General features: G+C 58.1%; 16 protein-coding genes and 1 tRNA gene. 3 read left to right on the forward strand and 14 right to left on the reverse strand.

The genetic code is table 11. The features are described 5' to 3' along the window. The 8 genes from A3730_RS03990 to A3730_RS04025 all read right to left on the reverse strand — a co-directional run. Positions 1-2,746 (reverse strand): transglutaminase family protein (locus A3730_RS03990; protein WP_231883838.1); only part of this gene is annotated, 2,746 nt, incomplete at its 3' end. Between the two features lie 67 nt (positions 2,747-2,813). Further along, on the reverse strand, positions 2,814-9,023 hold the full coding sequence (locus A3730_RS03995; protein WP_082872243.1) for a carboxypeptidase regulatory-like domain-containing protein: 6,210 nt from the start codon (positions 9,021-9,023) through the stop codon (positions 2,814-2,816). A 160-nt stretch (positions 9,024-9,183) separates the two neighbouring features. Continuing rightward, positions 9,184-9,549: a cytochrome c5 family protein gene (locus tag A3730_RS04000; RefSeq protein ID WP_231880510.1), complete on the reverse strand. Its 366-nt coding sequence runs from the start codon at positions 9,547-9,549 to the stop codon at positions 9,184-9,186. A gap of 2 nt (positions 9,550-9,551) precedes the next feature. Continuing rightward, a complete protein-coding gene (locus tag A3730_RS04005; RefSeq protein WP_063519229.1) occupies positions 9,552-10,010 on the reverse strand; it encodes a cytochrome c5 family protein in 459 nt (152 codons plus the stop codon). A gap of 223 nt (positions 10,011-10,233) precedes the next feature. Next, complete coding sequence (locus A3730_RS04010; RefSeq protein WP_063519230.1) at positions 10,234-12,828, reverse strand: CHASE2 domain-containing protein; 2,595 nt, start codon at positions 12,826-12,828, stop codon at positions 10,234-10,236. A 3-nt stretch (positions 12,829-12,831) separates the two neighbouring features. Continuing rightward, positions 12,832-13,920, reverse strand: coding sequence for a FecR domain-containing protein (locus A3730_RS04015; protein WP_231883839.1), 1,089 nt, complete (start codon positions 13,918-13,920; stop codon positions 12,832-12,834). A 41-nt stretch (positions 13,921-13,961) separates the two neighbouring features. Further along, entirely contained in the window at positions 13,962-14,651 is a 690-nt protein-coding gene (locus tag A3730_RS04020; RefSeq protein WP_007148755.1) for a response regulator transcription factor, read from the reverse strand. Between the two features lie 162 nt (positions 14,652-14,813). Beyond that, entirely contained in the window at positions 14,814-15,143 is a 330-nt protein-coding gene (locus tag A3730_RS04025; RefSeq protein ID WP_007150444.1) for a multidrug efflux SMR transporter, read from the reverse strand. Positions 15,144-15,383: 240 nt separating this feature from the next. Here A3730_RS04025 and A3730_RS04030 point away from each other — a divergent pair. Then, positions 15,384-15,460: transfer RNA gene (locus A3730_RS04030), tRNA-Arg, on the forward strand. Between the two features lie 66 nt (positions 15,461-15,526). On the opposite strand, the gene A3730_RS04035 is transcribed toward A3730_RS04030, so the two are convergent. Then, positions 15,527-16,537, reverse strand: coding sequence for an AraC family transcriptional regulator (locus tag A3730_RS04035; protein ID WP_063519831.1), 1,011 nt, complete (start codon positions 16,535-16,537; stop codon positions 15,527-15,529). A 128-nt stretch (positions 16,538-16,665) separates the two neighbouring features. Here A3730_RS04035 and A3730_RS04040 point away from each other — a divergent pair, with 128 nt between their 5' ends. Both A3730_RS04040 and A3730_RS04045 read left to right on the forward strand, forming a co-directional pair. Beyond that, positions 16,666-17,556, forward strand: a complete 891-nt coding sequence (locus tag A3730_RS04040; protein WP_063519830.1) for a fatty acid desaturase — start codon at positions 16,666-16,668, stop codon at positions 17,554-17,556. A 254-nt stretch (positions 17,557-17,810) separates the two neighbouring features. Next, positions 17,811-19,085, forward strand: a complete 1,275-nt coding sequence (locus tag A3730_RS04045; protein WP_063519829.1) for an OmpP1/FadL family transporter — start codon at positions 17,811-17,813, stop codon at positions 19,083-19,085. A gap of 87 nt (positions 19,086-19,172) precedes the next feature. On the opposite strand, the gene A3730_RS04050 is transcribed toward A3730_RS04045, so the two are convergent. From A3730_RS04050 to A3730_RS04070, 5 genes are all read right to left on the reverse strand, one after another. Then, on the reverse strand, positions 19,173-20,786 hold the full coding sequence (locus A3730_RS04050) for a PepSY domain-containing protein (RefSeq protein ID WP_063537528.1): 1,614 nt from the start codon (positions 20,784-20,786) through the stop codon (positions 19,173-19,175). Positions 20,787-20,799: 13 nt separating this feature from the next. Next, a complete protein-coding gene (locus A3730_RS04055; protein WP_063537530.1) occupies positions 20,800-21,057 on the reverse strand; it encodes a hypothetical protein in 258 nt (85 codons plus the stop codon). Continuing rightward, the gene (locus A3730_RS04060) at positions 21,054-21,326 is read right to left on the reverse strand and encodes a hypothetical protein (RefSeq protein WP_063521479.1); all 273 of its coding nucleotides are present in this window, start codon (positions 21,324-21,326) and stop codon (positions 21,054-21,056) included. Before A3730_RS04060 ends, A3730_RS04055 begins: the two co-directional genes overlap by 4 nt. A gap of 73 nt (positions 21,327-21,399) precedes the next feature. Next, on the reverse strand, positions 21,400-21,984 hold the full coding sequence (locus tag A3730_RS04065) for a hypothetical protein (RefSeq protein ID WP_063537532.1): 585 nt from the start codon (positions 21,982-21,984) through the stop codon (positions 21,400-21,402). Then, positions 21,984-22,595, reverse strand: a complete 612-nt coding sequence (locus A3730_RS04070; protein ID WP_063520843.1) for a hypothetical protein — start codon at positions 22,593-22,595, stop codon at positions 21,984-21,986. The genes A3730_RS04065 and A3730_RS04070 overlap by 1 nt, the downstream gene beginning before the upstream one ends. Between the last annotated feature and the right edge of the window lie 338 nt (positions 22,596-22,933).

Genomic DNA, 22,933 nt, shown 5'->3' on the forward strand with positions numbered 1-22,933 from the left:
TATTAGAACCATTCTCCCCACCCTCAATCAAATAAGCCCCAGCCCCACTATAAGGATCCAGAACAATATACCCGGAGGACTGACTCCCAAAGAAATTCACCGGCCTCTCATGGGCTGTCACTTCCTTGCCCGCATATACCGAGTTACGGATATCGGTTTCTACCTCATCGGACAACTCGATACTGGCCAGCGCCTGATCCAGGTTCCCCTGGGTAATCGTCCAAATTTTCTGCCCTTCAGCAGCAGCAAGCTGGATGGCTTTCACCGCACTGATACCGTGTGCTGGGGCATCTTCCGTGCTGTACATTTGCTCTGGCACCAGGTGCTCCATGGCCGATAGCCGGGCACCACGAGCACGGTTGAACGCCAACCTGCGTTCCACATTGCCATCTTTATCGACGCGCGTTCCCGCGAAGCGATCCACGTCCATAGTCAGACCGGTGGCTTTGACGTTGCGAGGGATACCGTAGAAGTAGACCGGAGACAGGCTGGTTTTGAACAGGCCATAGCTGGGGGCACGGTAACCCACACTGTGGGCCTGCTTTTCGCTAATCTTGTCCTGCATGTCATTCAGGGCGAAATAACTGAGGATGGTGCTATAGAGCAGATCACCGACTACCTGCTGCTTGGTCAGGCCCGCAAAGTCTTCTGCCTCCAGTTTTTGCCGGGTGCTTTCCAGATCGGTTTGCAGATCTTGGGCCTGACTCTGACTGATGCCTTGCAGATTCAGCGCCAGGGCTCTGTATTCGCCGGCAACGGCTTCGTTCTGACTGGTTCGCCACCTCTGGTTGGGCTGCCAATAGCCCATTTCGGATTGTAGCTCGGAGCCCATGGCGGTATTGGTGGTCGCTGTGGCTACTACCTCATTGCCAATGGTGAACTCACCAGTTAGATCGATCAGGTAGCCCGGTAGAGTATCGGGAATATCGTTGGGGTCGACCTCGCCGTTTTCATCCGGCTCTGGCAGATAACTGGCCAGGGCCTCCTCATCTTCCGGGGTGGCCGGTTTGAAGGACAGGGCGAGTTTGCGGCCGGCCAGGGCTACGGTGGGCTGCTGGATACTGATTAATTCGCTGCCCTGCCGACCGAACTGGTTAGTATAGAGCTGGTAACGGAATTTCCAGCGCAGGCTATCAGATAACTCGGACGCTACCAGCTTGCGTGTCAGCAATTGATAAGGAAGCCCGGCGGCCAGCTGCTGGTGGATCACTGTCTTGATGTTCTGAGTGCCCAGCACTTCCCCTACTGTGGCGTCAGGGGCTTGGTTTTCCAGAAAGGCCTCCAGTTGGGTGCGATAATCGGCAAAGGCATCTTCCATAGCCTGCTGGGGCACGCCCTGCACCCAGCCCTCTTCTTCATTGATGGTGCTTTCCTGCTCAATGGTCTGGGCCAGACCTTGAGCATCGAAGGGCACCTGCTCTTCCAGGGCCATGCCCTCGGTGTACTCGTATTGCTTGAAGCTGGCATCCATGGGCACCCAGCTATCGCCCACGCTATGCTTGGCACCACGGCTGGGGTGATAGTCGATCCAGGCCTCCACCCACACATGCTCCAGGTTGATGTGGGTGATTTCCCCTCCGCTGACCATGCCAACATTGGGGATACCGCCCTGCCCCAGAAGATCGCTGGCGGCTTGCGGCGTATTGACGTTGCCTACCCAGTTCATCACCTGATCGGCAGGCATTTGTACGGTACCGAACGTGTAGCGGGCAGGGATGTTGGCGGCACGGAGCAAGGCAACCAGCAAGCTGGCTGTGTCGTAGGCATTGCCCTTACCGTGTTGCAGGGTGTAATCCGCGCCCTGGATGGAACCATGGCTGGGAATAAACTCGATATTATTGCGAACCCACTGGTAGATTGCCACTGGGTCGTGATCCAGCGCCTCCGCCTTCGCACGGACGGCATCGGTGAGCTGGGCATCCAGGGTGGCGGCCAGGTCCTCTTCCGTGGGGCCTCCGGGTTGTCCGAGCATGTCAGGGGTAATGACGTTACTGGCCAGTTGCACGCCACGTTCGAATAGGGGAAGCGCATTCCTGGCGCTTAATTCTCTGGCGGTGGTGGACGGCTCCGGTGTCAGGTTCGGGTCCGGGGTGCCCCATGGCAAGTTGTTCGGGTCAAAAGGGTCACGGGGCTTTTCCAGGGTGAAGCTGTCCATCCACTCTTTCAGCGACGCCGCTGCGTCCTGCTGCTCCTGCAGACTCTCTGCTTCCAGCATGGCCGCCATCCGAACTTGCATGGTCTGGTAACGTTCCCGGTATTGTTGACGAGCCTCGGCGTGCCGCTGCTGAATTTTCTCTGGCAACTGCTTCTCCCGCAGCCGCTTGCCGGTGGCATCAAATTCTTTCAGCGCCTGCTGATGCAGATGCTCGGCCCGCCCAGCCAACCAGCTCAGGTCATCAACGCCTTCCAGCGTCAGCTGGCTCAGCCCTATGGCCGAAAGCATGTTATCCAGCATACCCCCTTCCTTGGCCAAACGCTGGTCAATCAGCGCCTTACGGTCACGGACTCTGTCACGAACATGCTTTAGCACCTGATCCAGATGTTGGTTCTTCGCTTCCCAGCGGGCCTGCTCGGCAATGTCCTTCTGCCGCTCTACTTCCAGTGCGACTGCCCAGGATGGCCAGATCACCCCGTTGAGCAACAACAGCACTGCCGCCATCGCAACGGTGCGGGCAAATCGGCCGGACTCACGGATTTTCTCCATGGCTGGCGCGCCTACGTTATGCACCTTTTCCCTATGCTCCATGAGTCCATTCCCCCGTAACATACACTTAGCCTCGATTCTTGTTCCGTTCATAACCCTCTCGCCCCAATTACCGATTCAAGGCCCAAATTGCCCAATCCAGATTTTCGCGTAGCAATGGCGCATCCGGGTGACTTGAGCCTGCCAGGGCCGATGTGGCTTTCAGGGCTTTCTTGATGGCCAGGGCTTCATGCCCATGACTATTGGCCACCATCGCCATTTCCAGCAGAAGCGCCGCTTTCTTCAATTTCAGATCCAGCAGGGACTGACCGTAGGCCGCCTGTACGGCTTGAGTCACTTCCCCCAGGGTCTGGGTATCCGGCCCTTCCTGCAGTGGCAGCATTTCCGATAGCGTTAGCGAGGCACCGCTACCAAGGCTGGCGGTGACTTCGGCGCTTAATGTGGCCGAGCCCTGCGAGAAATTCGGAGCGAGCCAGGCGTGTAGATTACGCTGCTCGGCTTCGGCCAAAGGCAACTGCCACGACAACGAACTATTCTGTGTAGCAGGCAAGGTGTTAAGCACTTCTCCCCCCAGGGACATGGCTATATCCGCCTGGACGTCGACAGCAGGCCCCGTGTTTTGCAACGACAGAGTGACGGGGAACACTGCGCCCGGCCGATTTATCAGATTTTCTGCTGTGGTGTGCTCCAGTGCCCGCGACAACAACCCGGCATGGTGATCACTACCGCTTTCGGCTACCGCTTCGGCCAGCAGATCGTAACCCACATACACTGCCCGCCCTTCGCCATACTCACGATGGGTGACAGCATCGTGCTGACCGGAATAGGCCAGGCACTGGAGAGAGTGATCACTGACCCCCTGATACGAAGCGGCAACATCGGCTTTATGGTGATGTATGTGCGGCAATCGGCGATCCAGAGTCAGTGGCAAATAGGCCGGCTCGGAGAGCGGGGATTGCATAAATTCCACGCCATCCGCCCGGTGACCATCCCAGCCCAGCAGACTGAACAGATAGTTGCCAAGCAGACTCTCGTGTGGATGGATTCCCAAGCTCTGGTACAGGGGCAGAGTCCGCGGCCTGTCACCGGCGGCATACACCAGCCCATCGCCCCGATTGACGGCTTCTCGCAATTGCTTGGCGGTCCAGTGCCCCAACGGCACCCGGTCTGCCAGCAAGAGATATTGCTGATAATTTCCTGATAACAAGGCATCACGGAAACCACCCAGTGAATCCACCAAGGTGTAGCTGTAGCCATTTTCAATCAGGAAGGCATCCAGCCATTGTTGCTGCTGTGCCAGTGAGGGTATTTCCGACTGTTCATGTACAGACGACCCACTTTCCCTTTCCTCGACCTCGATATCCACGACTTCGAAGTCGCCCAGACGCTGGCCAAGTGCCGGGAAATAACCGCATTTGAACCCTGTCAGGCCAGTTTCCAACTTTCCTTGCAGGAAAAGGAATATGGGGTACTTGGCAACGATATTGTGTTTGCCTCCTAGCAGCGCCGAGCCGGATACCCGTACCTCAACGGCCTCCCGGCTGAGGCTGGTCACCGCCACATTCACATCGGTGCCGATATTGTTGTCCAGCAAGTCGGTAAAGGCTTGGGGTGTCGATGCCTCCAGATCAAGGGTGAAGAAGAGGGAATTCAACGCTTTCACGCTTACCAGGGTGCTCGCTGATAGCGGTTTGGGGAATTCTGCACGCAAAGTCAGCCAGTCCACAGCGGTACAGGTATCTTGCTGTTTGTCCGTCAGCACCAACAATCTCGGTTTCCCTGACAGGGAGAGCGTGGCCTCCAGAGAAATCGGTGGCTCCACCATTTGGAAGATCGCAGTGTCCACATCCCGCTGCTCACCATTTTCTTCCACCTGCAGGGCGCAGGCATGGCGAGTCAGATTAAAGCCTGCCGTACCAAACACATCCGAGAAAGTGGTTGTCTCACCCGGCTGCAAACTCACTGTTCGTGTATCGCGATGCAGCTCCGCCTGGTTATCCACATCCAGTCGGGTGTTGATCACTGTCAGGTTCTGTATCGCCTCGCTGCTGATGTTACGGAGCGTGAAATCACAGGTTTGCGGATCACCCTGGTACACGCTAGCAGCGCGGGCCTGGACCTCACCTTCCACGGCTCTGATTGAGCTGATGCTGACGGTGAATGCCTGCCTGTCACTGGCCAGCACATCCCCATCATCGTCAGTCAAGGTGCCTACCGCTTCATAGTTGCCGGCGGCCACACCTTCCAGAGACAGGTTTTCGTAGAGCTGCATAACCTGGCCAACCGCCAGACCGGCCAACACATATTCTTTATTGAGCAACACGTCGCCGCTCTCGTCACTGACAACCAGGCGATAGTTGGCAGGCTGTATCAGTGTGCTACTACTGCTATTGAGCAGGGTATTCTCAATGACAGCCTTGTCACCGAGGTAATAACTGGCTTTATCAGTGCCCACACCCACCGTCGCAACGGGGGCAGACACATCTCCACCTTCCCGGATTGAGAAGGGCACCGCCTGCAAGTCAAGCCGCTCTCCACTCTGGCTATACAGTTCGGCAATAGCCTGATAATCACCTGCCAGTGTCACCCCACTATTCCAGACCACGCCCAGCAAACGCTGCTCACCGGATGGCAAAGCAGGCAGAGGTTTACTACCAAGGTTTGCAACCAGGGCGCCGCTACTATCGAGAATGCTATGTTGTACTGAATAGTCTGCTTCCACCCCGCCGGTATTGGTCACCAGGGAGTCCAAATTCAGCGCTTCGGTTGGAGCTAACAGGCTATCTGACAGCGTCAGCGTGAGCGACCCTCTGCGTGCGGCCACTTTCTTCTGAGTGAGATTATTGGTGTTATTGCATTCTGCCACCTGGCCCTCGATAGCAGCACGGGCATAAAGAGTGACACCCTGCAGCTGGTCGGGATCAACATCGTCCATTACCGCATTTTTGTGATCGCCACTTTCAACTCCGCCACTAACAACCAACTCACCAATTTCTGCACCGGTGTCAGGGTGTCCATCAAACAGCGTGATATGGATATCTTCTGAAATGTCGGCAGATCCCGCATTACCGATAACCATGGTAACTGAGGCCAGCTCTCCCACGCCGTTGTCCACGAACTGAAGGGCACCAAGAGTCAAATCAGGAATCTTTGTTTCTTTTGCAACTTTCGAGGAAATACCTTCGATGTATTCCTCATAGCTATCCACCATGAGGACAAAACCACGCTCTCCTCCCGCCGGCTTGGGGAAGACAATACTGCTGAGAAGCGTTTCATTTGCCCCACCACCAACACCAATAGAATTGATGACATCAATACCTGCAGCCCGAGCCTGTTCAGACGCAGCAACGGCAGCTGATTGGCTAGACTGACCATCCGTTGATACATCAATCACCTGCAATGCAGTAGGTGGATTCGCATTACCGATGACCTCTGTCGCCCCATCGATGCAACTATGAATCGACGTCCCGCCTCCGCGTTTTCTGACACCACGAATCGCATCAGCCAAGCTAGTCACGTTATCTTCTTCGATCACCGTCGGATCGATTTCAAGATAATCGCTACTGCTGAATTGCAGTAACGACAACCGCATTGACCCGTCACGGGGAACAATATCCGGGTTCTCGATAGCCTGGGCTGTCCCTTCCAGCTGCAGTTGAAATTCCGAATAACTGACGCTACCGGAAGAGTCGAGGCACAAGGCCAGATCCAGGTAGGGCTTCTGATTACTGGCACACTCACCAGCCGTGCTTTCCGTATTGTTGGTTTCCGATAGCTCGGAAATAGCCTCGCCCGCATCAAGCAGGATATTTAAAGGCGCATCACGGAACGGCAAATCACCCTGAACCTGGACACTGATACGCTGAGTGGTATCTACCTCCAGTATTTGCTCAACGGCGGTTTCGCCAAGTACCGGATCATGGTCCGGACTAAACGCACCATCACGGTCTGCATCGCTGAACACCCGCACAGCGAAAGGCTGTGTTAGATCAGCATTCCCGCGGTTAATAATCACAACATCAAGCGCACCCGACACTTCGAAGGTATCCGGGTCAGACAGCAGATCTCCAGACTGGGTGCTTTGCACTGCAAGATCGGGCAACAAGGCATCGATCCCCGGTTGGCGGAGACGGACTTCACCCAGATCAAGATCACCACCCGTTGCGATGACAACAGGGAATGACAGGGGCTGATACTCAACTTGTGAAAATTCGAGCGTGTATTCGCCCAGAGACAGACCTTTCACCTCAAAACGACCAGAGGAATCCGTCATAGCCTCCCCGGCCACTGCCGAAGATGAAACCTTGGCCTTAACCAGAACCCCCTGCAACGGATTCTGAGTACGCACATCCACTACCTTGCCGCTGATACTGTTCACCGCGCTATCCAGTGGTACCAGCTCCAGCCCCCCCAGGTCATTGATAACACCCGCCTCAACGCGTGCAGTGCTGCCAATGGCACTATAGCCAGAAGCAGTAATGGTAAGTTCTACCTCAGCCGCCAAGAGCTCCCTGAGCTGAAAATACCCATCACTGTCGGTAGTAACTGTTACCGGTGCAGAACCATCCAGGTAATCGACAGAGACTTGTGCCTCCATAATCCCGCGGCCGGTAATCGCGTCAATGACAACCCCCTGGAATCCACCCGGCTGCTGTTGTGCTGCATCGCCAGTGGGGGCAAGCAGCGGGGAAAACTCCACGCTGGCCCCGTCAGATACCTCTGCTTCAGCAGATACACTCTCAAAACCTGCTGCCGACACCCCCAATGTCAGGTCACCTGCAGGCAAGTCCTCCAGACGATATTGACCCTGTGCATCCGTAGTGACCGATTTGGCAACACCCTGCACTTCCGCGCTAACCATTGCACCGCCAATCGATGCTCCCTGATGAGTGCTGCTGATGGTGCCAAAAACACTCACACCCTCCGGCACCGCCGCCTTCAATGCGGGGGAAAACAGCAAGGTTTGGCCAACCGCCATTTCCGCATTACCGGTTACTGACTCATAGCCTTGCGCAGAAGCGACAATGCTAAGCGGTCCCGCCGGCACTTCACTGAACAGGTAGGAGCCATCAGTCGCCGTGCCAGAGGACAGGCCTGTGCCAGCCAACGTTACCGTTGCCTGCGCTAACGGAGCCCCGCTATCCCGATCCGTGAGGGTGCCGCGGACAATGCCGGTTTGCAGGGGCTCGCCGGTATCCGGATCAGTTTTCTGGATATTAAGCGCCAACGTGCCGACATCACGTTTGTCACCGGTTTGCAGGACCGTGTTGAGCACCAGGGTGCTGTACCCGCCCTTGCTCATGGAGAGCTGGTAATGTCCTGGCGTCAGTCGATTGGAAAAAAATCCGCCTTCTGCATCGGTGACAAGCTGACGGGATTCAGGCCCGGCAAGAGCAATTTCAACACCAGCAAGAGGCTGGCCGCTCTGAGCATCTACGAGTGTGCCGGTAAGACTTGTTATGTCTGCAGCGGGACGGGATGCTGCTGACAGGACACGCAGGGCCAGAGCCGTAACATACACATCCTGCTCGAAATCCCCACCTGGGTTCTGCCTGTTCTGAAGCGCATCCAGTGCCTGCTGGAGGGAAGTCCGGTCAACTGCCCGCGACACCAGTGCATACAACGCCAATGCAGAGCTTTCAGTATCTCCCCAGAGTTGCCCCCCTTGCTGGGCCAGCAAGAAATCCTCGGCCGCCTGCAGAGGAGACTTCACATCATAGACATGGCGATACTGCCAAAGCGCATGCATAGCCAGAGCCGTAGTCTGGACTCGCCCCACATCGCCAGCCAATGCCCAACTGCCATCATCATTCTGGGCATTGATCAGATATTGCAGCGCATAGGCAGCAGGCTCCTGAGTAATGCCCAACAAGGATAGTGTTTCCAGTGCGTAGGCTGTGCTTAATGGGTCTGGGTCATAGCCGGGAAATGCCCCAAATCCGGAACCGGCTATTTGGCGCTTAAGCAATTCGTCCTGTGCCTCACCAAACTCCTGGCCCAGCGCGTAAGCCGTCCGAATACTACGGGACAGGTTCTCCGCACTGTGGTCTGCATCGACGCTGGCAAGATAGCTGGTCACACCACTCAAAACACCGGCAAGACTCTGATCCGCATCAAGCAGGTTGATTGTGGCTTCCGTGGTGGCCTGAAAAGTGATGGCTTTGGAGGCAGGGGAATCCAGACTGCCATCGGGCTGTATTTGCCCCACAAGCCATTGTTTTGCCGCCTCCTGATTTCCCTGTACCGACACAGGAAGCACTAACAACAGACAAAAAAGAGCTTGCACCCAACCCCAGATACCCGAACGTGACACAGCCATGCGATCCCCCGCTTTTAACCCTACGCTTCTTTATAGAATCGAGCGCGCAGACTAACAGCAAGGCACAGGCGTTTATGTAAGTTATCTCTTAGGGGGAAGGTAAGACTTTTACGACAACAAGAATGGCTTTCTTACAAATGGATAATGCTAAAAAGTGGAGCTATTTCGCCCCACTTTTTAGCAGCATGTAAATCACCGTGCTGCGAATTTCCTCGTCACTGCAATCGAAACAGCCACCGCGAGGAGGCATCGAGTTGATGCCATTGATCGCTTCCTGCACCAGGGTATCGAAACCTTCTTCTTCAACCTCGTGTGACCAGTAAAGGCGATGCTCCTTGCCGACACCAGGCGCGCCCAGCGCACCGGAGCCGTGACAGGTCACACAGTACTGCTTATACAACTGCGCCCCGTCACGCGCCGCTGCCTTGTCGGTAGCCGTCGTGTCCGGGGCGCTGTCGTCGGAGCAGGCTGCCAGCACCAGTGCTGACAGCAAGAGTCCGGGTAAAAACCAACAGGGTCGCGACAAGATTATTGGCTCTTGCTGACCATGTACTCGATGGCGGCCTTGAGTTCGTCATCAGAGCAGTTCATGCACATGCCTTTAGGGGGCATGGCGTTGATGCCGTTGATAGCGTTCTTCAGCATGGTCGCTTCGCCTTTGGCGATGTGCGGTGCCCAGGAGGCGGCATCACCCACTTTCGGGGCACCGGCAGCGCCAGTGCCATGACAGGCCGCACAGGAGGCGTTGTAGACCTGCTCACCGGAACGGGGACCACTGGCCACTTCTTCGGCCGGGGCGGCAGCGCTACCACATTCGTCGCCTTCCACACACACAGAACCCACCGGCTTGATACGCTCTTCGATGGCGCGATCACTGAATACAGAACGCTCGCCCAACGGGTAGGGAGAGATTTCCTTGGTGCTCTTGGCAGCCACGCTCCCGGCGGCAAACAGGGTAGCGACCAGTACCAGGCTGGCAGTCAGCATCTTTTTCACGATTACACCTCTAATTCTCTGTGATTCGCCGCGGGAAGCCCTTAACGGCCTCTTGTGGGCGCTGCGGCTGGCGATTATACCCGCTCAGGCCGTAGGGACAAAACGCTTGATGTTACGCCGAAGGCTTAACCGCGCATGCCCGGCGCTGAATCCACCCATTCCAGAGCACCTAAAGCCGGAAGCCCCCGCACGGCGGGCCCGTTTTCACCCAGTGTCAAGCCAGCTCAATACGCGGCAGCAACAGGGTAAAACGGCTCCCCTCGTTCACCACACTGCGAACCCGAACCTCCCCGCCATGGCGCTCGGTGACCACCTTGACGAAACGCAGCCCCATGCCCGCCCCACGGGTACGGGCGCCACCGCTGGTACTGGCCCGGCTGAAACGATCGAATAGTCGCTCCTGAAATTCCGGCGGAATCCCGACCCCGCGATCTCGGACCTCACAGCCCACCTGGTTGCCCTGCGCATACAGGCTGACATCAACGGAGCTGCCCTCATGGCTGTACTTCACCGCATTGGTCAGCAAATTCACAACCAGCCGCTCCAGCAGCTCATTGTTACCCAGCACCCAAACTTCCTGGTCCGGGTCGTACTCAAACCGCAAGGTGATATCACGCTGGTGAGCCTGAATCTGTACCTGATCGATGGCACTTTCGACCACATCGAGCATGTCCTGCTCGTTCATTTCCACGGATTCCACCGCTTCCACCCGGGCCAGCTGCAGGAATTGCTCGGCAATATTCAGGTTGCGCTGGGCATAGTGCTCCACATTATCGAGGAAGAGCGGCAAGCCCTCGTGGTCGCCGCTCTGACGCATTTTTTCCGTGAGCGCCAGCACCGACACCATGGGCGAGCGCAGGTCGTGGGAGAGAAAATCCAGCATTTCGGAACGGGCCCGCATGGCCTGCTTCACATCGCTGATGTCCTTGAAGGAAATGATCATCATCCGCCCCGGGTTATCGCCGGCATGCACCAGCAGCATGTCCAGATACAGGTCCGTGCCCTGGCGGTTACGGCACTCCACCTGGGTGCGGCCCTCGCCGAGGGTCCGGCACAGCAGGTCATCCCAGCTGTGCTCGCGCAGTTCCAGCTCCCGGTCCAGTTCTGTCACCATGGGCTGCCCCGTATCCAGCGCCCCCATTTCCAGGCCCAGCAGGAACGCAGCCTGGGGGTTCGCGTAGACAATCACCCCGCAGGCATCGGCGATCACCACCCCTTCGCGAATTTGCGCCAGTGTTACCTGGAAGAAACGGGTCAGTGCTTCCTGGCGCTCCTCTTCCCGGCGCAGCCGTTCGATGTGTTTTTCCAGCACCTCATAGCGCGGCCCCACGTTGGGCGCCCGGGTACGGATACGGACCAACATGGCCCGCACCCAGTAATCGTAGGTATCTGCATGCAGAGCCTGATCCCAGACCAGATCCAGCTCATAGCGACGACCATCCTGACGGAACCGGTACTGGCGGGCCAACGCCCCTTTCCACGTTGCCGCCGGCAGGCTGTCACCGCCACGCAGGGGCTTCTCTCCCCCCAGCAGTCGCCAGGAACGCACCGGCAACACCTGATCCAGCATGCGCCCCATTTGTGCCAGCGAGGACGGCTGCGTCAGGCGCTGGTTCAGGTCGCTGTATTCCGACAACCGCTCCAGCGCATTACGCATATAGGACAGGGAGTATTCCAGGCGCCGCCAGGTCCATAGAGGATAGGCCATGATCGCGGACGCCATGGCGGCGGACGGCGGAAACCACAAACGCAGGGAAATCAGCGTGGCCATGCTCACCAGCATGCACAGCAACAGCACGGCAAACACCAGCGGCATGCTCCAGCGCGGCAGCACATAGGGCAACAGCAAGGGCGCCAGCAACGCCAGCACCACCCCCAGCACCAACGCGCTGGGCATGGACAGGTCACGCACCAGCCGGTCCGCACGCAGGGCATCCAGCAGGTTCGCATTGATTTCAACACCGGCCATCAACTCACCCTTGCTGGCCATGGGGGTGGGCAACATATCGCCCAGGCCGGCGGCGGTGGCACCGATCAACACGATCTTGTCGCGTATCAGTTGTTCGGGAATCAGGTTTTCCAGCAGCTCGACGGCGGAGACTTGCGGGTAACTATTCGGGCCGCTGACAAAGGGAATATAACGGTGGTAGCGGCGCACATTAGCCAGCCCGGAAAACTCCTCTCCCTTGTCCGCCGGGAAGATCTGTTCGGACAGGATGCCCTCCTGCACCAGCAACGTCTGGGTAATGTGCGGCCACCAGGCCTGACCAATCCCCGAGCGCATATACACCGAGCGGGCCACGCCGTCGGTATCCAGCTCCAGATCCACATGGCCCAGCCCCGCGGCAGCACGGGCAAAGGGAGAATAAGGCAACACTTCGATCAACTGCCCGCCAGCACGCAATTGCTCCACATGCACGGGCAGGTAAACATGCCCGTTGGCCGCCATGGCCTGTACCAGAGCCAGGTCGGAATCCGGGTTATTGCGGTCTGGTTCGGACAGAATCAGGTCCATGAGCACCGCGCGGGCGCCCATATCAGTGAGCCGATCAATCAGCTGGGCATGCACTTTGCGGTCCCAGGGCCAACGGCCGATTTCGCGCAGGCTGTATTCATCAATGCCGACAATGACCACATCCTGGGAGGGATCATCCGGCAGCGTTTGCAGCAGGTTGTCGTAGATATAGCGGTCGACAAAGGAGAGCGCACCACTGATTGTCAGCAGCGCACACAGCCCCACCACCAGGCACAGCACCGATACATGCTCTGCCAGATAACGACGCTGATCCGGGCTCAGACGGTTGCGCATGGATTATAGTGCCAGCAGCAAAGCCGCCGCGCCCACGAAGGCCCACAGATCCCAGTGCGATTCCTTTTCCGGGGCGGGCTCCGGTACAGGTTCAGGCGGCGGAGCGGGCGTCACACTGAATGCCTGCCAGTGCTCGTCACCACGCAGACCATTTTCATCCACCGCCCGCACCAGCAACCGGTAGTCACCGACAGGCAGGTCTTTTTGCCAGTGGCCGGTGCTCAGATGGTCCTGGTCGAGCAGGCGGCCGGCGGGTTGGCGATAGAGCTCCAGCAGGTAAGAGCGGGCTTTGGCCTGGGTGGGCCATACGGCCACCACCCCGGTGTGCGACGGGCTGACCTCCACGGCCGGCGCCGGCAGCAACGCCACCGGCTCAATGGGCGGTTCATCCAGGCGGGCCAGCGTGGCGTAGCCACCGTTGATCTGGCGGTCGGTGCCGCGGGCACCCACATCCACACGCCCTTCAATCACTTCGTTTCGAGTGGTCTCGGCGCCATCCACACCCAGGTAATACTCCGTGCCACGGACCGCCGCCACCGCGCCCGGCGTATAGACTTCGAAAGAGGCTTCATCGCTTTGCCGGGGGCTGACGCTGTTACGGATATTGCCGCGCTGCAAACGCAGCTCGGTGCGTTCGTTCTGCTGATCCAGGAAGCGACGATAGCGAGTCACCACCAGCAGGCTGGCGGGCTTGATGTAGACTTCCGACTGGTCAGCAAAACGCAGCCGGGCGCTGCTTTTTGCGGCTGTTTCCAGGGCGTCGCCAAACGCCACCGCATCACCGTTTTGCAGCTGACGGGGCTCCCCTCCCCTGGCCGGATACAGCATTACCTCACCGGTAATCGCATCCACAGTGGCCGGAATGGGTTTTTCTTTAAGCCAGCTAATCGGCACCTTCAGGGTATTACCGGGACGCAGGGAGTGAGGGTTGTCGAGCCCGTTATGGCGAGCCAGTTCGCCCCAGCAGGTTTGCGGCGACTGGGCAAACTGTTGACAGACTTTCCAGAGAGAATCGCCAGGGCGCAAGGTGTAATGCCAGTCATCCCCGGCCCAGGCCGTTGATAGCAGGCACAGCATCATAGCCGTGCTCAACCAGACCCTCATAGATGTGTCCTCAGAACCTGTTCATGATTTTATTCTTCGATCGGCTCCAGACGATAACCGTGCTGGTACACCGTTTTGATTCGGTAACCCCGTTCAGGGCGAATATGAAGGCTACGTCGAATCCGGCTGATATGCACGTCAACCGTGCGCGATTCGATCGGCGTCATGATACCCCAAACCTTCTCCAACAGGTGCGCTCGGCTCATCAGCTTGCCCACGTTCTGGAACAGATAGCAGGCCAGCTCGTAATCCTTGTCTGTCAGTTTAATCGCGTCTTCATCCAGCAGGATCTGACGTCGGGACCGATCCACGGTCCAGGGGCCCACACTCAGGGCTGTTTCTTCATCCATTTCCGATACCCCTGCCCGGCGCCCGAGAGCGCTGATACGGGCCAGCAATTCCGCTTGCTTGGTCGGTTTCACCATGTAGTCATCCGCCCCCTGGGAGAGCGCGCCAACAATCGATGATTCATCATCACGCTGGGTCGCAAACAACACCGGGGTGCGGTTACCACTGGCACGTACTTCTTCCAGCACGGCGTAGCCATTCATGTCCGGCACTTCCCAGTCGAGCACCAGAATATCGAAGGTGTCGCGCCGTAACAGGGACATGAATTCACGTCCGCTGGCCATGTGGATACAATTATGGCCAGCCTCTTTGAGCCAGTGAGTGACCAGCTCTGCCTGAGCCATGTCATCTTCGAGATAAGCAATGCGCACGGTTAAACTCCATCTGTTGCAGGCCGACATCTGCCCGCAAAGGGTACCGATCTACCAACGGATTAGCGGGAAAAGATTGTAAAATGCCCAAACGAACGATTCGACACCAAAACCGGGGGCACGTCCAATGCTTCATCGCCTGCCATGCCGCTGGCGCAACGCTCAGGCTGGCCCGCTGGTCAGCTTCAGACCAATGACACCCACCACAATCAGCGCCATAAAGGCCAGTCGCGAGGCATTGGCCGGATCCTTGAAAAAAACGATCCCCAGCAGCGTGATGCCCACTGCGCCAAGGCCTGTCCAGATCGCATAGGCCGTACCCACGGGAATGCCGCGCATGGCATAAGACAGCATCAACATGTTCAAACCGGTAAGCACCAACGAGGAGCCGATTGACAGCACCCCGGGGTTAATCTGGATCCACTTGAGACTCATGGCCCAGGCGATCTCCACGATGACCGCCAGCAGCAATACCACCCAGTACAGATTCATGCTGTTTCTCCAACACACTTGCCCGCCACGGCACAGTTACCGAAAGCAGGCACGGGCTCGTCAGGAAAACAGCGCTGTCGGAAACCCGCAAAGAGACAGTCTGCTTATACTCGGATACCGGAAGGCGCTCCCGGCGCGCCGATTATAGCGATCCCGACACAGGATGCACCCAATCCATGGACGAGACCGCCGCAACCCGCTATCATTCGCGCCCGTTGAACCCCAAGTTCTTCAAGTTTTGCGCCCGTAGCTCAGCTGGATAGAGCGTTGCCCTCCGGAGGCAAAGGTCAGAGGTTCGAATCCTCTCGGGCGTGCCATCTAAAAAGGGCCTTCCAAATGTGGGAGGCCCTTTTTTATGGGTCACAAAAAATCCGCGGGACATCCTACGCCTTCTCTCGATACGCGCTGGGCGAACATCCCTGCCAACGACGGAAGGCACGCACGAAGCCTCCGGCATCGGTGTATCCCAAATGGGCCGCCAATTCCTCGATCTTCATGGTAGTGGTGTTCAGTAATTGCAGCGCCAGTTGGCGACGTTCTTCTTCGACCAGATCCCGGTAACTGGCGCCCTCCTGTTCCAGTTTGCGGCGCAGGCTGCGAGTGGAGAGGGCCAGCTCGCTGGCCATGTCATTGAGAGTGGCCCCCAGGCCCAGTTCACCGAGCAGTTTCTGCCGAACCTTGCCGGCAAGGCCGCTGTTTTCCACGGTATCCATACGCTTCTGGCATTGCTGTTCGAGCATGCGGGTAAGTACCGGATCGTAACCGGGGAACGGCTGACCGGCGCCAGCGCGGTTGACCAGAATGCGGTTGGCACTGGCATGAAAGGCAGGAGCGATGCCACACAGGCTTTCAATGGCAGAGGCACTGACATCCGGTTCACCGGTGAACTCGACCCCCTTGAATTCCACCCCTTGAAAAGTGATTTCCCTGACCAGGTTGAGAGCGGTAGCCATGTCGCGCTCAAGAAGAAACTGGCGCAGGTGCGGGGGAATCGGGTCCGGGTCAAAAACCACACCGAAAGCCTCACCATCCTCACAAACAGTAATACAGCAGTAGGCGGTGCTTAGCGGCAAGTAACGCAGACCCAACGCAACGGCCTCACGCAGGGTTTTACAGGTACGCAGGGCAAACCCCCACACGCCGAAGGTGGCCAGGTTGTATTGCAGGCCCAGCTCAAAGCCGCCCACTCCCGCTTCCGGCAGCGCCAGCATCAGGTTTTCGATCAGGCGCATTTCCTGGGTCCGCGTCACCAGCCCCTCACCACTGGACAACTCAGTTTCCGAAATGCCCGTGCCGAGCAGGCAGATCTGCTGATCGATGCCATTGCGCTGGGCAAAGTTGAGCATGACCTGGCTGATGGCCACCGGATGGAGTGTGTCGTCTGAATGCTGCATTGCCTGTTCCGTCGGCCCGCCCCGTCCACCCTGGCCACTTCTGCAGGGCGATTGGCCACGGTAGCTATTCTGGTTTCAGTGCCGTCAACGTAGTGTTTACCCTGATGATACCAACAAAAGGCAACACCATGGACGCCGCCACATTGAACAAGCAGGCCATTGCCTGCGCCAAGCACTATATGGGGAAAACCGCCTGGCCAACAATCGTGCTGACGGCGGCTGTGGTGGCCGCCTTTATTGCCACTCTGGCACTGTTTGCCAATGGCACCCTGCCCGCCTGGAGCGCCTTTGTGTTGGTGGCAGCCCTAACCTACATGTCTTATACCCCATTGCACGAAGCCGCCCACGGCAATATTCACGGCCAGAATGACCGCCGCAAGTGGCTCAATGATCTGTGTGGCTATCTGGTGGCGCCCATTATTGCGATCCCCTACGCCTCGCACCGCATCGAGCATTTCACCCACCACCGCTATACCAACCAGCCGGACAAGGATCCTGACTTTATTATCAGCGGGATGCAGAAAGGACCATTAGGACTGCTGACCACCGGGCTGCGTTTCCAGTGGGTACAGAATACCTTTTTTGTGCAACACAGCTGGGGCAGTGCGTCGTTGACGGAAAAGCTGATTTATTGCGCTGAGCTGGTGGTATCACTGGGCTGGCGGGTTGCCTTTCTGGCGATGGTAGACGAGCCCGGCACCGTGGCCGTGCTCTTGCTGGGCTATTACACCGGCGGTCTATTCACCGCCTACTGGTTTGCCTATCGCCCCCATCACCCTTACAAGGTGAGCGAGCGTTATCGCAACACCAACAGCCTGATCATGCCCCGCTGGATGAAGCCACTGGAATGGTTCTGGCTGGGCCAGAACCTCCATTCCATCCATCACCTGTTTCCACGGGTGCCGTTCTACCAATACCACGCCCTGCACCGGGATATCGAACCGGTTCTACGGGCTCAGGGGACGCCGATCATCGGCATTTTTTCCCGTGAGCCGACATCTAAAGGGGAAAAGGTCTAGGGAACCTCTGAAAGCAGCAACAGCCACGTAAAGACGGCGACCCCCGGGCCATTAGCGCTTGAGGAAAGCGGACCCCAATGCAAGGTAAACACTGGTTTTATATATGAATCCTCTTCACGTCAATAAACATCCTGTTTCCCGCAAATAGTCGCTTTTTGCACGATTTATGGTCACTTATGACGATAAACAGCCTGTAATATTTTGTGACTGAATGTTAACTTGCGCCGGCAAAATCATAACTCGGGAAAGTTATCATGAAGTATTCAAACAAAGCCGTGCTGGCAGCCGCGATTGCTGCTGCGTCCACCCAGGTGATGGCCAATGGCCTGGCTCTGAACGAACAGAGCGCCAGCAGCGCCGGCTCTGCCTACGCAGGCCGCGCCTCTACCGCCATCAACGCCAGCACTCTGTACGGCAACCCCGCCGGCATGAGCCGCCTGGACCGCGCCGAAGTCAGCGGCGGCCTGGCCTTTATTGATGCCAGCACTGATATCAGCAACGCCCAAGGCACGCTGCCAGGCACCAACGATGGCGACATGGTGCCCTTTTCTACCGTGCCCTTTGCTTACTATGTCACTCCTCTCAATGACAAATGGCATGCTGGTATCGGCCTGTACGCCCCGTTCGGTGTGGAAAGCGATTATGAAGACGGTTGGCAGGGTCGTTACAACGGCCTGAAAAGCATGGTTCAAGTCGTCACCATTCAACCCACCGTCAGCTACGCGTTCAACGACCGTATTTCTGTGGGCTTTGGCCCCACCTTCAGCCGCATTGATGGCGAGCTGACCAGCAACCTGCCCGGCGTGGCCTTCGGTTCTGCCACAGACCCCAAAGTAGAAATTGAAGGCGACGACGAAACCGTTGGCTTTAATGCTGGCGCCCTGTTTTCTCTCACCGAAACCCTGGACTGGGGCATCACCTACCACTCTAAGCAGGAATATACCCTGGAGGGCGACACCGCCATCTCTGGCATTCCAGCAGCCTCCGGCGGCGGCCTGATCAACGGCAGCTATGATGCGAAATTAGACATCACCATGCCCGAGTCCGTTGACACCTCTTTCAGCTACCAGGCCACCGACGCACTGGCACTGTACGCAGGCGCCACCTGGACCCGCTGGAGCCGTCTGGAAGGCATTGACGTAGAGAACAGTGGCCTGAACGCCATGTTCCAGCCGCAGTTCGGCACAATCTCTGAAGAACTGAACTGGGAAGATACCTGGGCATTTGCCGTTGGCGGCGCCTACCAGCTGACCCCGAAATGGGTACTACGTGCAGGCTATGCTCATGACGAATCCCCCACCAGCGATGCTGACCGTACCGTCCGCATCCCGGTGAGCGATCGTGATATCTACACCTTGGGCGCTGGCTGGAGCCCCACTGAAGACCTGACATTCGATGCGGCCTACGCCTACATCCATGAAGAGAAAGGCAGCGTCAGCCAGACCTTTTCTGGCACGCCAATTTCCTACAGCGCCGATTTCGAAAACAGCGCTCACGGCCTGGCCCTGCAGGCGACGTACCGCTTCTGATTCCAGACGCAGGCACGTCAAATAAAAAACGGCGCCCCTGGGCGCCGTTTTTTATGCCGCTGTACGGCTGCAACACGGTTCGCGCAATCAGCTCACCGCTTCCCGTTCCGTTTCGGTAAGGTGCTTGGGGTGCCCCTGCGTCACCTTGCCCACCCAGAGCGGATGGGGCTCAGCCAGACGCACACGCTTGCGAAACTGGCGGCGCACCACCCACAGGGATGACGCCACTAGCAGCAACAGACCGTTGATCAAAAGGTTATCGGCTTCAAGAGCGTGACCACCCTCCAGCACCACCTGCAACAACGGCACCGCTAGGTAACACAACGGCGCCACCGTAAGCATCAGGCCACTGAACCGCAGCGGCGAGGCACGCAAACTCCACAACACCAGCAGCACGACGACCACACCACAAATGGCTCGCTCTGCGGTGGCCACCCAGGCAGCCCAGGGCGTATACGGCAGCCCCTTGCTGACCAGGAAACTGCACGCCACGCCGATCACAACGCCGAAACAAAGCCCAAGGGTCAGGCGCAACAGAAATGCCGATCCACGGCTTGGCCCCTGGCGATCACTGCGACGCTCGCACCACAGCACATTACCGGACACAAACAACAACGCCCCCAGCAAGCCCATGGCGAAGTACAGCCATTTCACCAGCATCCCGCCGTAATCGCCAAAATGCAGGGAGTACACCGGCGAGAACGAATCAAAGTTCAGGCTGCGCTGCCCCGGAGCGATCACGTTCAAGACACCCATCGCAGGGTCCAGCACCACATGCGCGTGATGCCCCACATATCCGGGCACAGATCCGGCCACATCCACCCAGCCGGCCGCATCGCCATAACCGCGAATTTCCACCCAATCCACGCTCATTTCAGGCAAGGCATCGGCCGCAGCAGACAGATAATCCGCCATCGGCACCATGGCAACGCTTTCTCCCTGGCTTTGCACCGGGGGCCATACCGCCGTTTCCTCTTCAATAACCCCGCGCAGCTGCGGGCCAAACACCAGGGTACCGAGCACCACTGCCACCAGGGTAAAGGCGCCCATGGCGGCGCCGGTCACCGACATGATCAAGTGGAAGGGCAAGCTGACCACACCGATCAGGTTGTGCATGTTCTTCCAGTAACGGCGCATGTTGCCCTCATGCTTGAGGGCAAAAAATTCCTTGCGCAGTTTCGGCCAATGAATCACCAGGCCGGTGAACAGGGCAGCGCCGTACAGTATCGAGATCAGCCCCATAAAGGTCATGCCCAGGTTGATGGGCAGGCCGCCACCGGGAATCGCTAACTGGTAATGCAGCTGGTTGATAAAATCCGCCAGTGCCGAACGAGGCTTTTCAACATACTTGCCCGCCTCGTCGAAATCCGTGGCATGGGCGGTAAGCCACTCCCCCGCACCGCCTTCTTCCGCACCAGAATCGCTGGACTGAAACCACATTACCGCCGGGTCTTCCTCCGGGAGGAAAAAAAGGCGCTTGCGCGCATCCGGGTATTGGTGGGTAACACGGGCAAGCAACGCCTGCCCATCGATGGCATCTTGCGATGCCGCCTCGGTGGCCTGCGGCGTCTGCCAGTGGTGCAGCTCGTGATGGAACACATTGAGGGCGCCGGCAAAAAACGCCACAAACAGGGCCAGGCCACTGGCCATGCCCAGCCAGGCATGCAGGTCGATAAAACGTCGCAAACGGTCCGCCTTCATGCGCCACCTCCCTTCATGCGCCACCCCCATACAAGGCTGTGGTTTGCAGCGCCATCCAGGCCACCCCATTCATTACCAGCAACGCCACCAGTGGAAGCCAGGTACGCTCAGGCAGCGCCACCAGAACGACCAGCAGCATCCATAACAGGGTCACCCCCAACAACTGCAATACCAGCCATGACTGCCAGGGCACCGGTACCGCCGCCGCCACCAATCCCATCAGCATTACCGACAAGGGCAGGCTCAGCAAAAACGCCAAAAAAGCTCTCATCGATTGCCTCCCCGGCGCTGATAGCTATCGCGGTAATGGCTGACCAGCAGCGGCAGCAGCAAGGCTGGCAACGTGAACACCCACAACCCCACAAACAGGCCCACACTGACGCCCAGCTGTAGCGATAACAGCCACAGCCCCCCGGCCAGCATGGCCAAGGCGATTAAACGGCTAAAAACAGGAAGGGGTTGATCCAGCCAGCGTTGCTGGCGATCCGACAGGTAAAACAGCAACACACTGGCAAGTGTGGCCAGAACGGCAACCAGCATAGGGAGAAAACCATTATCATGATAATGGTTCTCATTTAATCGCAGCAGGGAGTTTCCGTCAAGGTAACCAGGCTCAGCGAGGACGCAGCTCGCGCAGATAGTCGCTGGCTTCGCTGAGACGTGCCGTGGACAAACGATCCCAATCCACCGATTCGCGATCCGGCATCCAGACACCGGCAAACGTAGACGCATCCGCCAGCACCAGCTCCGCATTGAGCATCGGCACACCGTGGTAATCGCCGGCCATTCCCCCGGCTCGACGAATCACCGACCACCAGGCCGGCGGGCGCCAGTGCAGGCGCACATCCGGCAGGTGGCAGCTTAGCTCGGTTTCTGCCACGCAGCATTCCAGCACGCTGTCCTGCTGACGGCTCAACCCCTGCCGCCACAATGCCGACCCCGCCACCATGACCAGCGACGGAAAGGCCCGCAGCAATGCCCGACACCGGTCTTCATCGGTGAGCGGCTCGCCCAGTATCACCTTGTAGAATACCGGGCGCGGCGGCGCCACCTGCTTGACCACTCCGGCTTCAAGCCAGCGCAGCACGGTATCCAGCGCGCCGCCAGATTCCTCCGGTTGCAGCTGCTTCAGATCCGAGAGGGTAAAAACCCGCGGCAAACTATCCAGTGCTGGAGACAACATCGTCATTGCCTGCATTAACGGTCTGCCACATCGGCCAACGGCAACCGCAGGCCCAGGCAGTAACGCAGGGCCATGGTCCACGTCAGCAGATGGCAAATCACCGTGAGCTGCCGGGCTTCTGGCAACCCGGCCAAGCGCAGCAACACCACATCATCGACCTGACGCTCAAGCCCCTTGATTTGCCGGGCCCGCAGGTCATTGGGGTTCTGGCGTTGCGCCAGGCGCAAGGTCAGCAAGCGCCCCTGAATATCATCTTCCTGGGCCGCATAGGCGCGCTCGACCAGGCTGTAACTGGACAGGTGCCGCATGGTACGCGTGCGCTGCTGGCGCCGGGAACGATGCTTTTGCGGCACCACCAGCACAGAGAAGACCCGCGCCAACCACTGCACAACAGGCAACCAGCGGGCCCCATCGCGGCACGCCATCAGGTACCAGCCCCAAGCTCGCAGACGAGACACATCCCGGCGCAGCACCCGCACCCGGGCATGGCTATCCGCACTGCCCGACGAGGCAAAGCTGGCCCGGTAAACGGCCAGGTACTCCTGCAGGGCCTGCAGCCGTGTCTCCACCGCCTCCAGCCCCAACTCCTGCTGACGCCATTTTCCCGCGCCCTGCTGTGTCCCCATAAACTGCAACTCCTGCATAGCCACTACTCAAAGACAATGCATAAAAAGTGAACGCCGACGCCGCTGTGAAACAGATTCAGCCCGGCACCGCTAACTCTAACGATGCAACCCTGCCCACCCCAGAACAAAACCGTCCGATTTCCGTGTAGCCACGTAGCCGTTTTGTATCTTCCTGATACAGCCATTGGAACCAGTTCACACTTCCCATTGGCGTACTCTTTAACCTACAAAAAAATGCATGAATGTCTTATTCTCCTGCGCCACAACAGACAGGATATAGCCCTTTGTTCCCTCGCCCTTTTACGCTCCTGCTATGCCTCAGCCTGCTTGCCCCCGCA

The sequence above is a fragment of the Alcanivorax sp. HI0044 genome (genome assembly GCF_001634945.1).

Coding starts and splice junctions, on each gene's coding strand:
- A3730_RS03995 (WP_082872243.1), bottom strand. CDS start 9,023: ATGGCTGTGTCACGTTCGGGTATCTGGGGTTGGGTGCAAGCTCTTTTT.
- A3730_RS04005 (WP_063519229.1), bottom strand. CDS start 10,010: ATGCTGACTGCCAGCCTGGTACTGGTCGCTACCCTGTTTGCCGCCGGG.
- A3730_RS04010 (WP_063519230.1), bottom strand. CDS start 12,828: ATGCGCAACCGTCTGAGCCCGGATCAGCGTCGTTATCTGGCAGAGCAT.
- A3730_RS04025 (WP_007150444.1), bottom strand. CDS start 15,143: ATGAATCTGTACTGGGTGGTATTGCTGCTGGCGGTCATCGTGGAGATC.
- A3730_RS04035 (WP_063519831.1), bottom strand. CDS start 16,537: ATGCAGCATTCAGACGACACACTCCATCCGGTGGCCATCAGCCAGGTC.
- A3730_RS04040 (WP_063519830.1), top strand. CDS start 16,666: ATGGACGCCGCCACATTGAACAAGCAGGCCATTGCCTGCGCCAAGCAC.
- A3730_RS04045 (WP_063519829.1), top strand. CDS start 17,811: ATGAAGTATTCAAACAAAGCCGTGCTGGCAGCCGCGATTGCTGCTGCG.
- A3730_RS04050 (WP_063537528.1), bottom strand. CDS start 20,786: ATGAAGGCGGACCGTTTGCGACGTTTTATCGACCTGCATGCCTGGCTG.
- A3730_RS04055 (WP_063537530.1), bottom strand. CDS start 21,057: ATGAGAGCTTTTTTGGCGTTTTTGCTGAGCCTGCCCTTGTCGGTAATG.
- A3730_RS04060 (WP_063521479.1), bottom strand. CDS start 21,326: ATGCTGGTTGCCGTTCTGGCCACACTTGCCAGTGTGTTGCTGTTTTAC.
- A3730_RS04065 (WP_063537532.1), bottom strand. CDS start 21,984: ATGCAGGCAATGACGATGTTGTCTCCAGCACTGGATAGTTTGCCGCGG.
- A3730_RS04070 (WP_063520843.1), bottom strand. CDS start 22,595: ATGGGGACACAGCAGGGCGCGGGAAAATGGCGTCAGCAGGAGTTGGGG.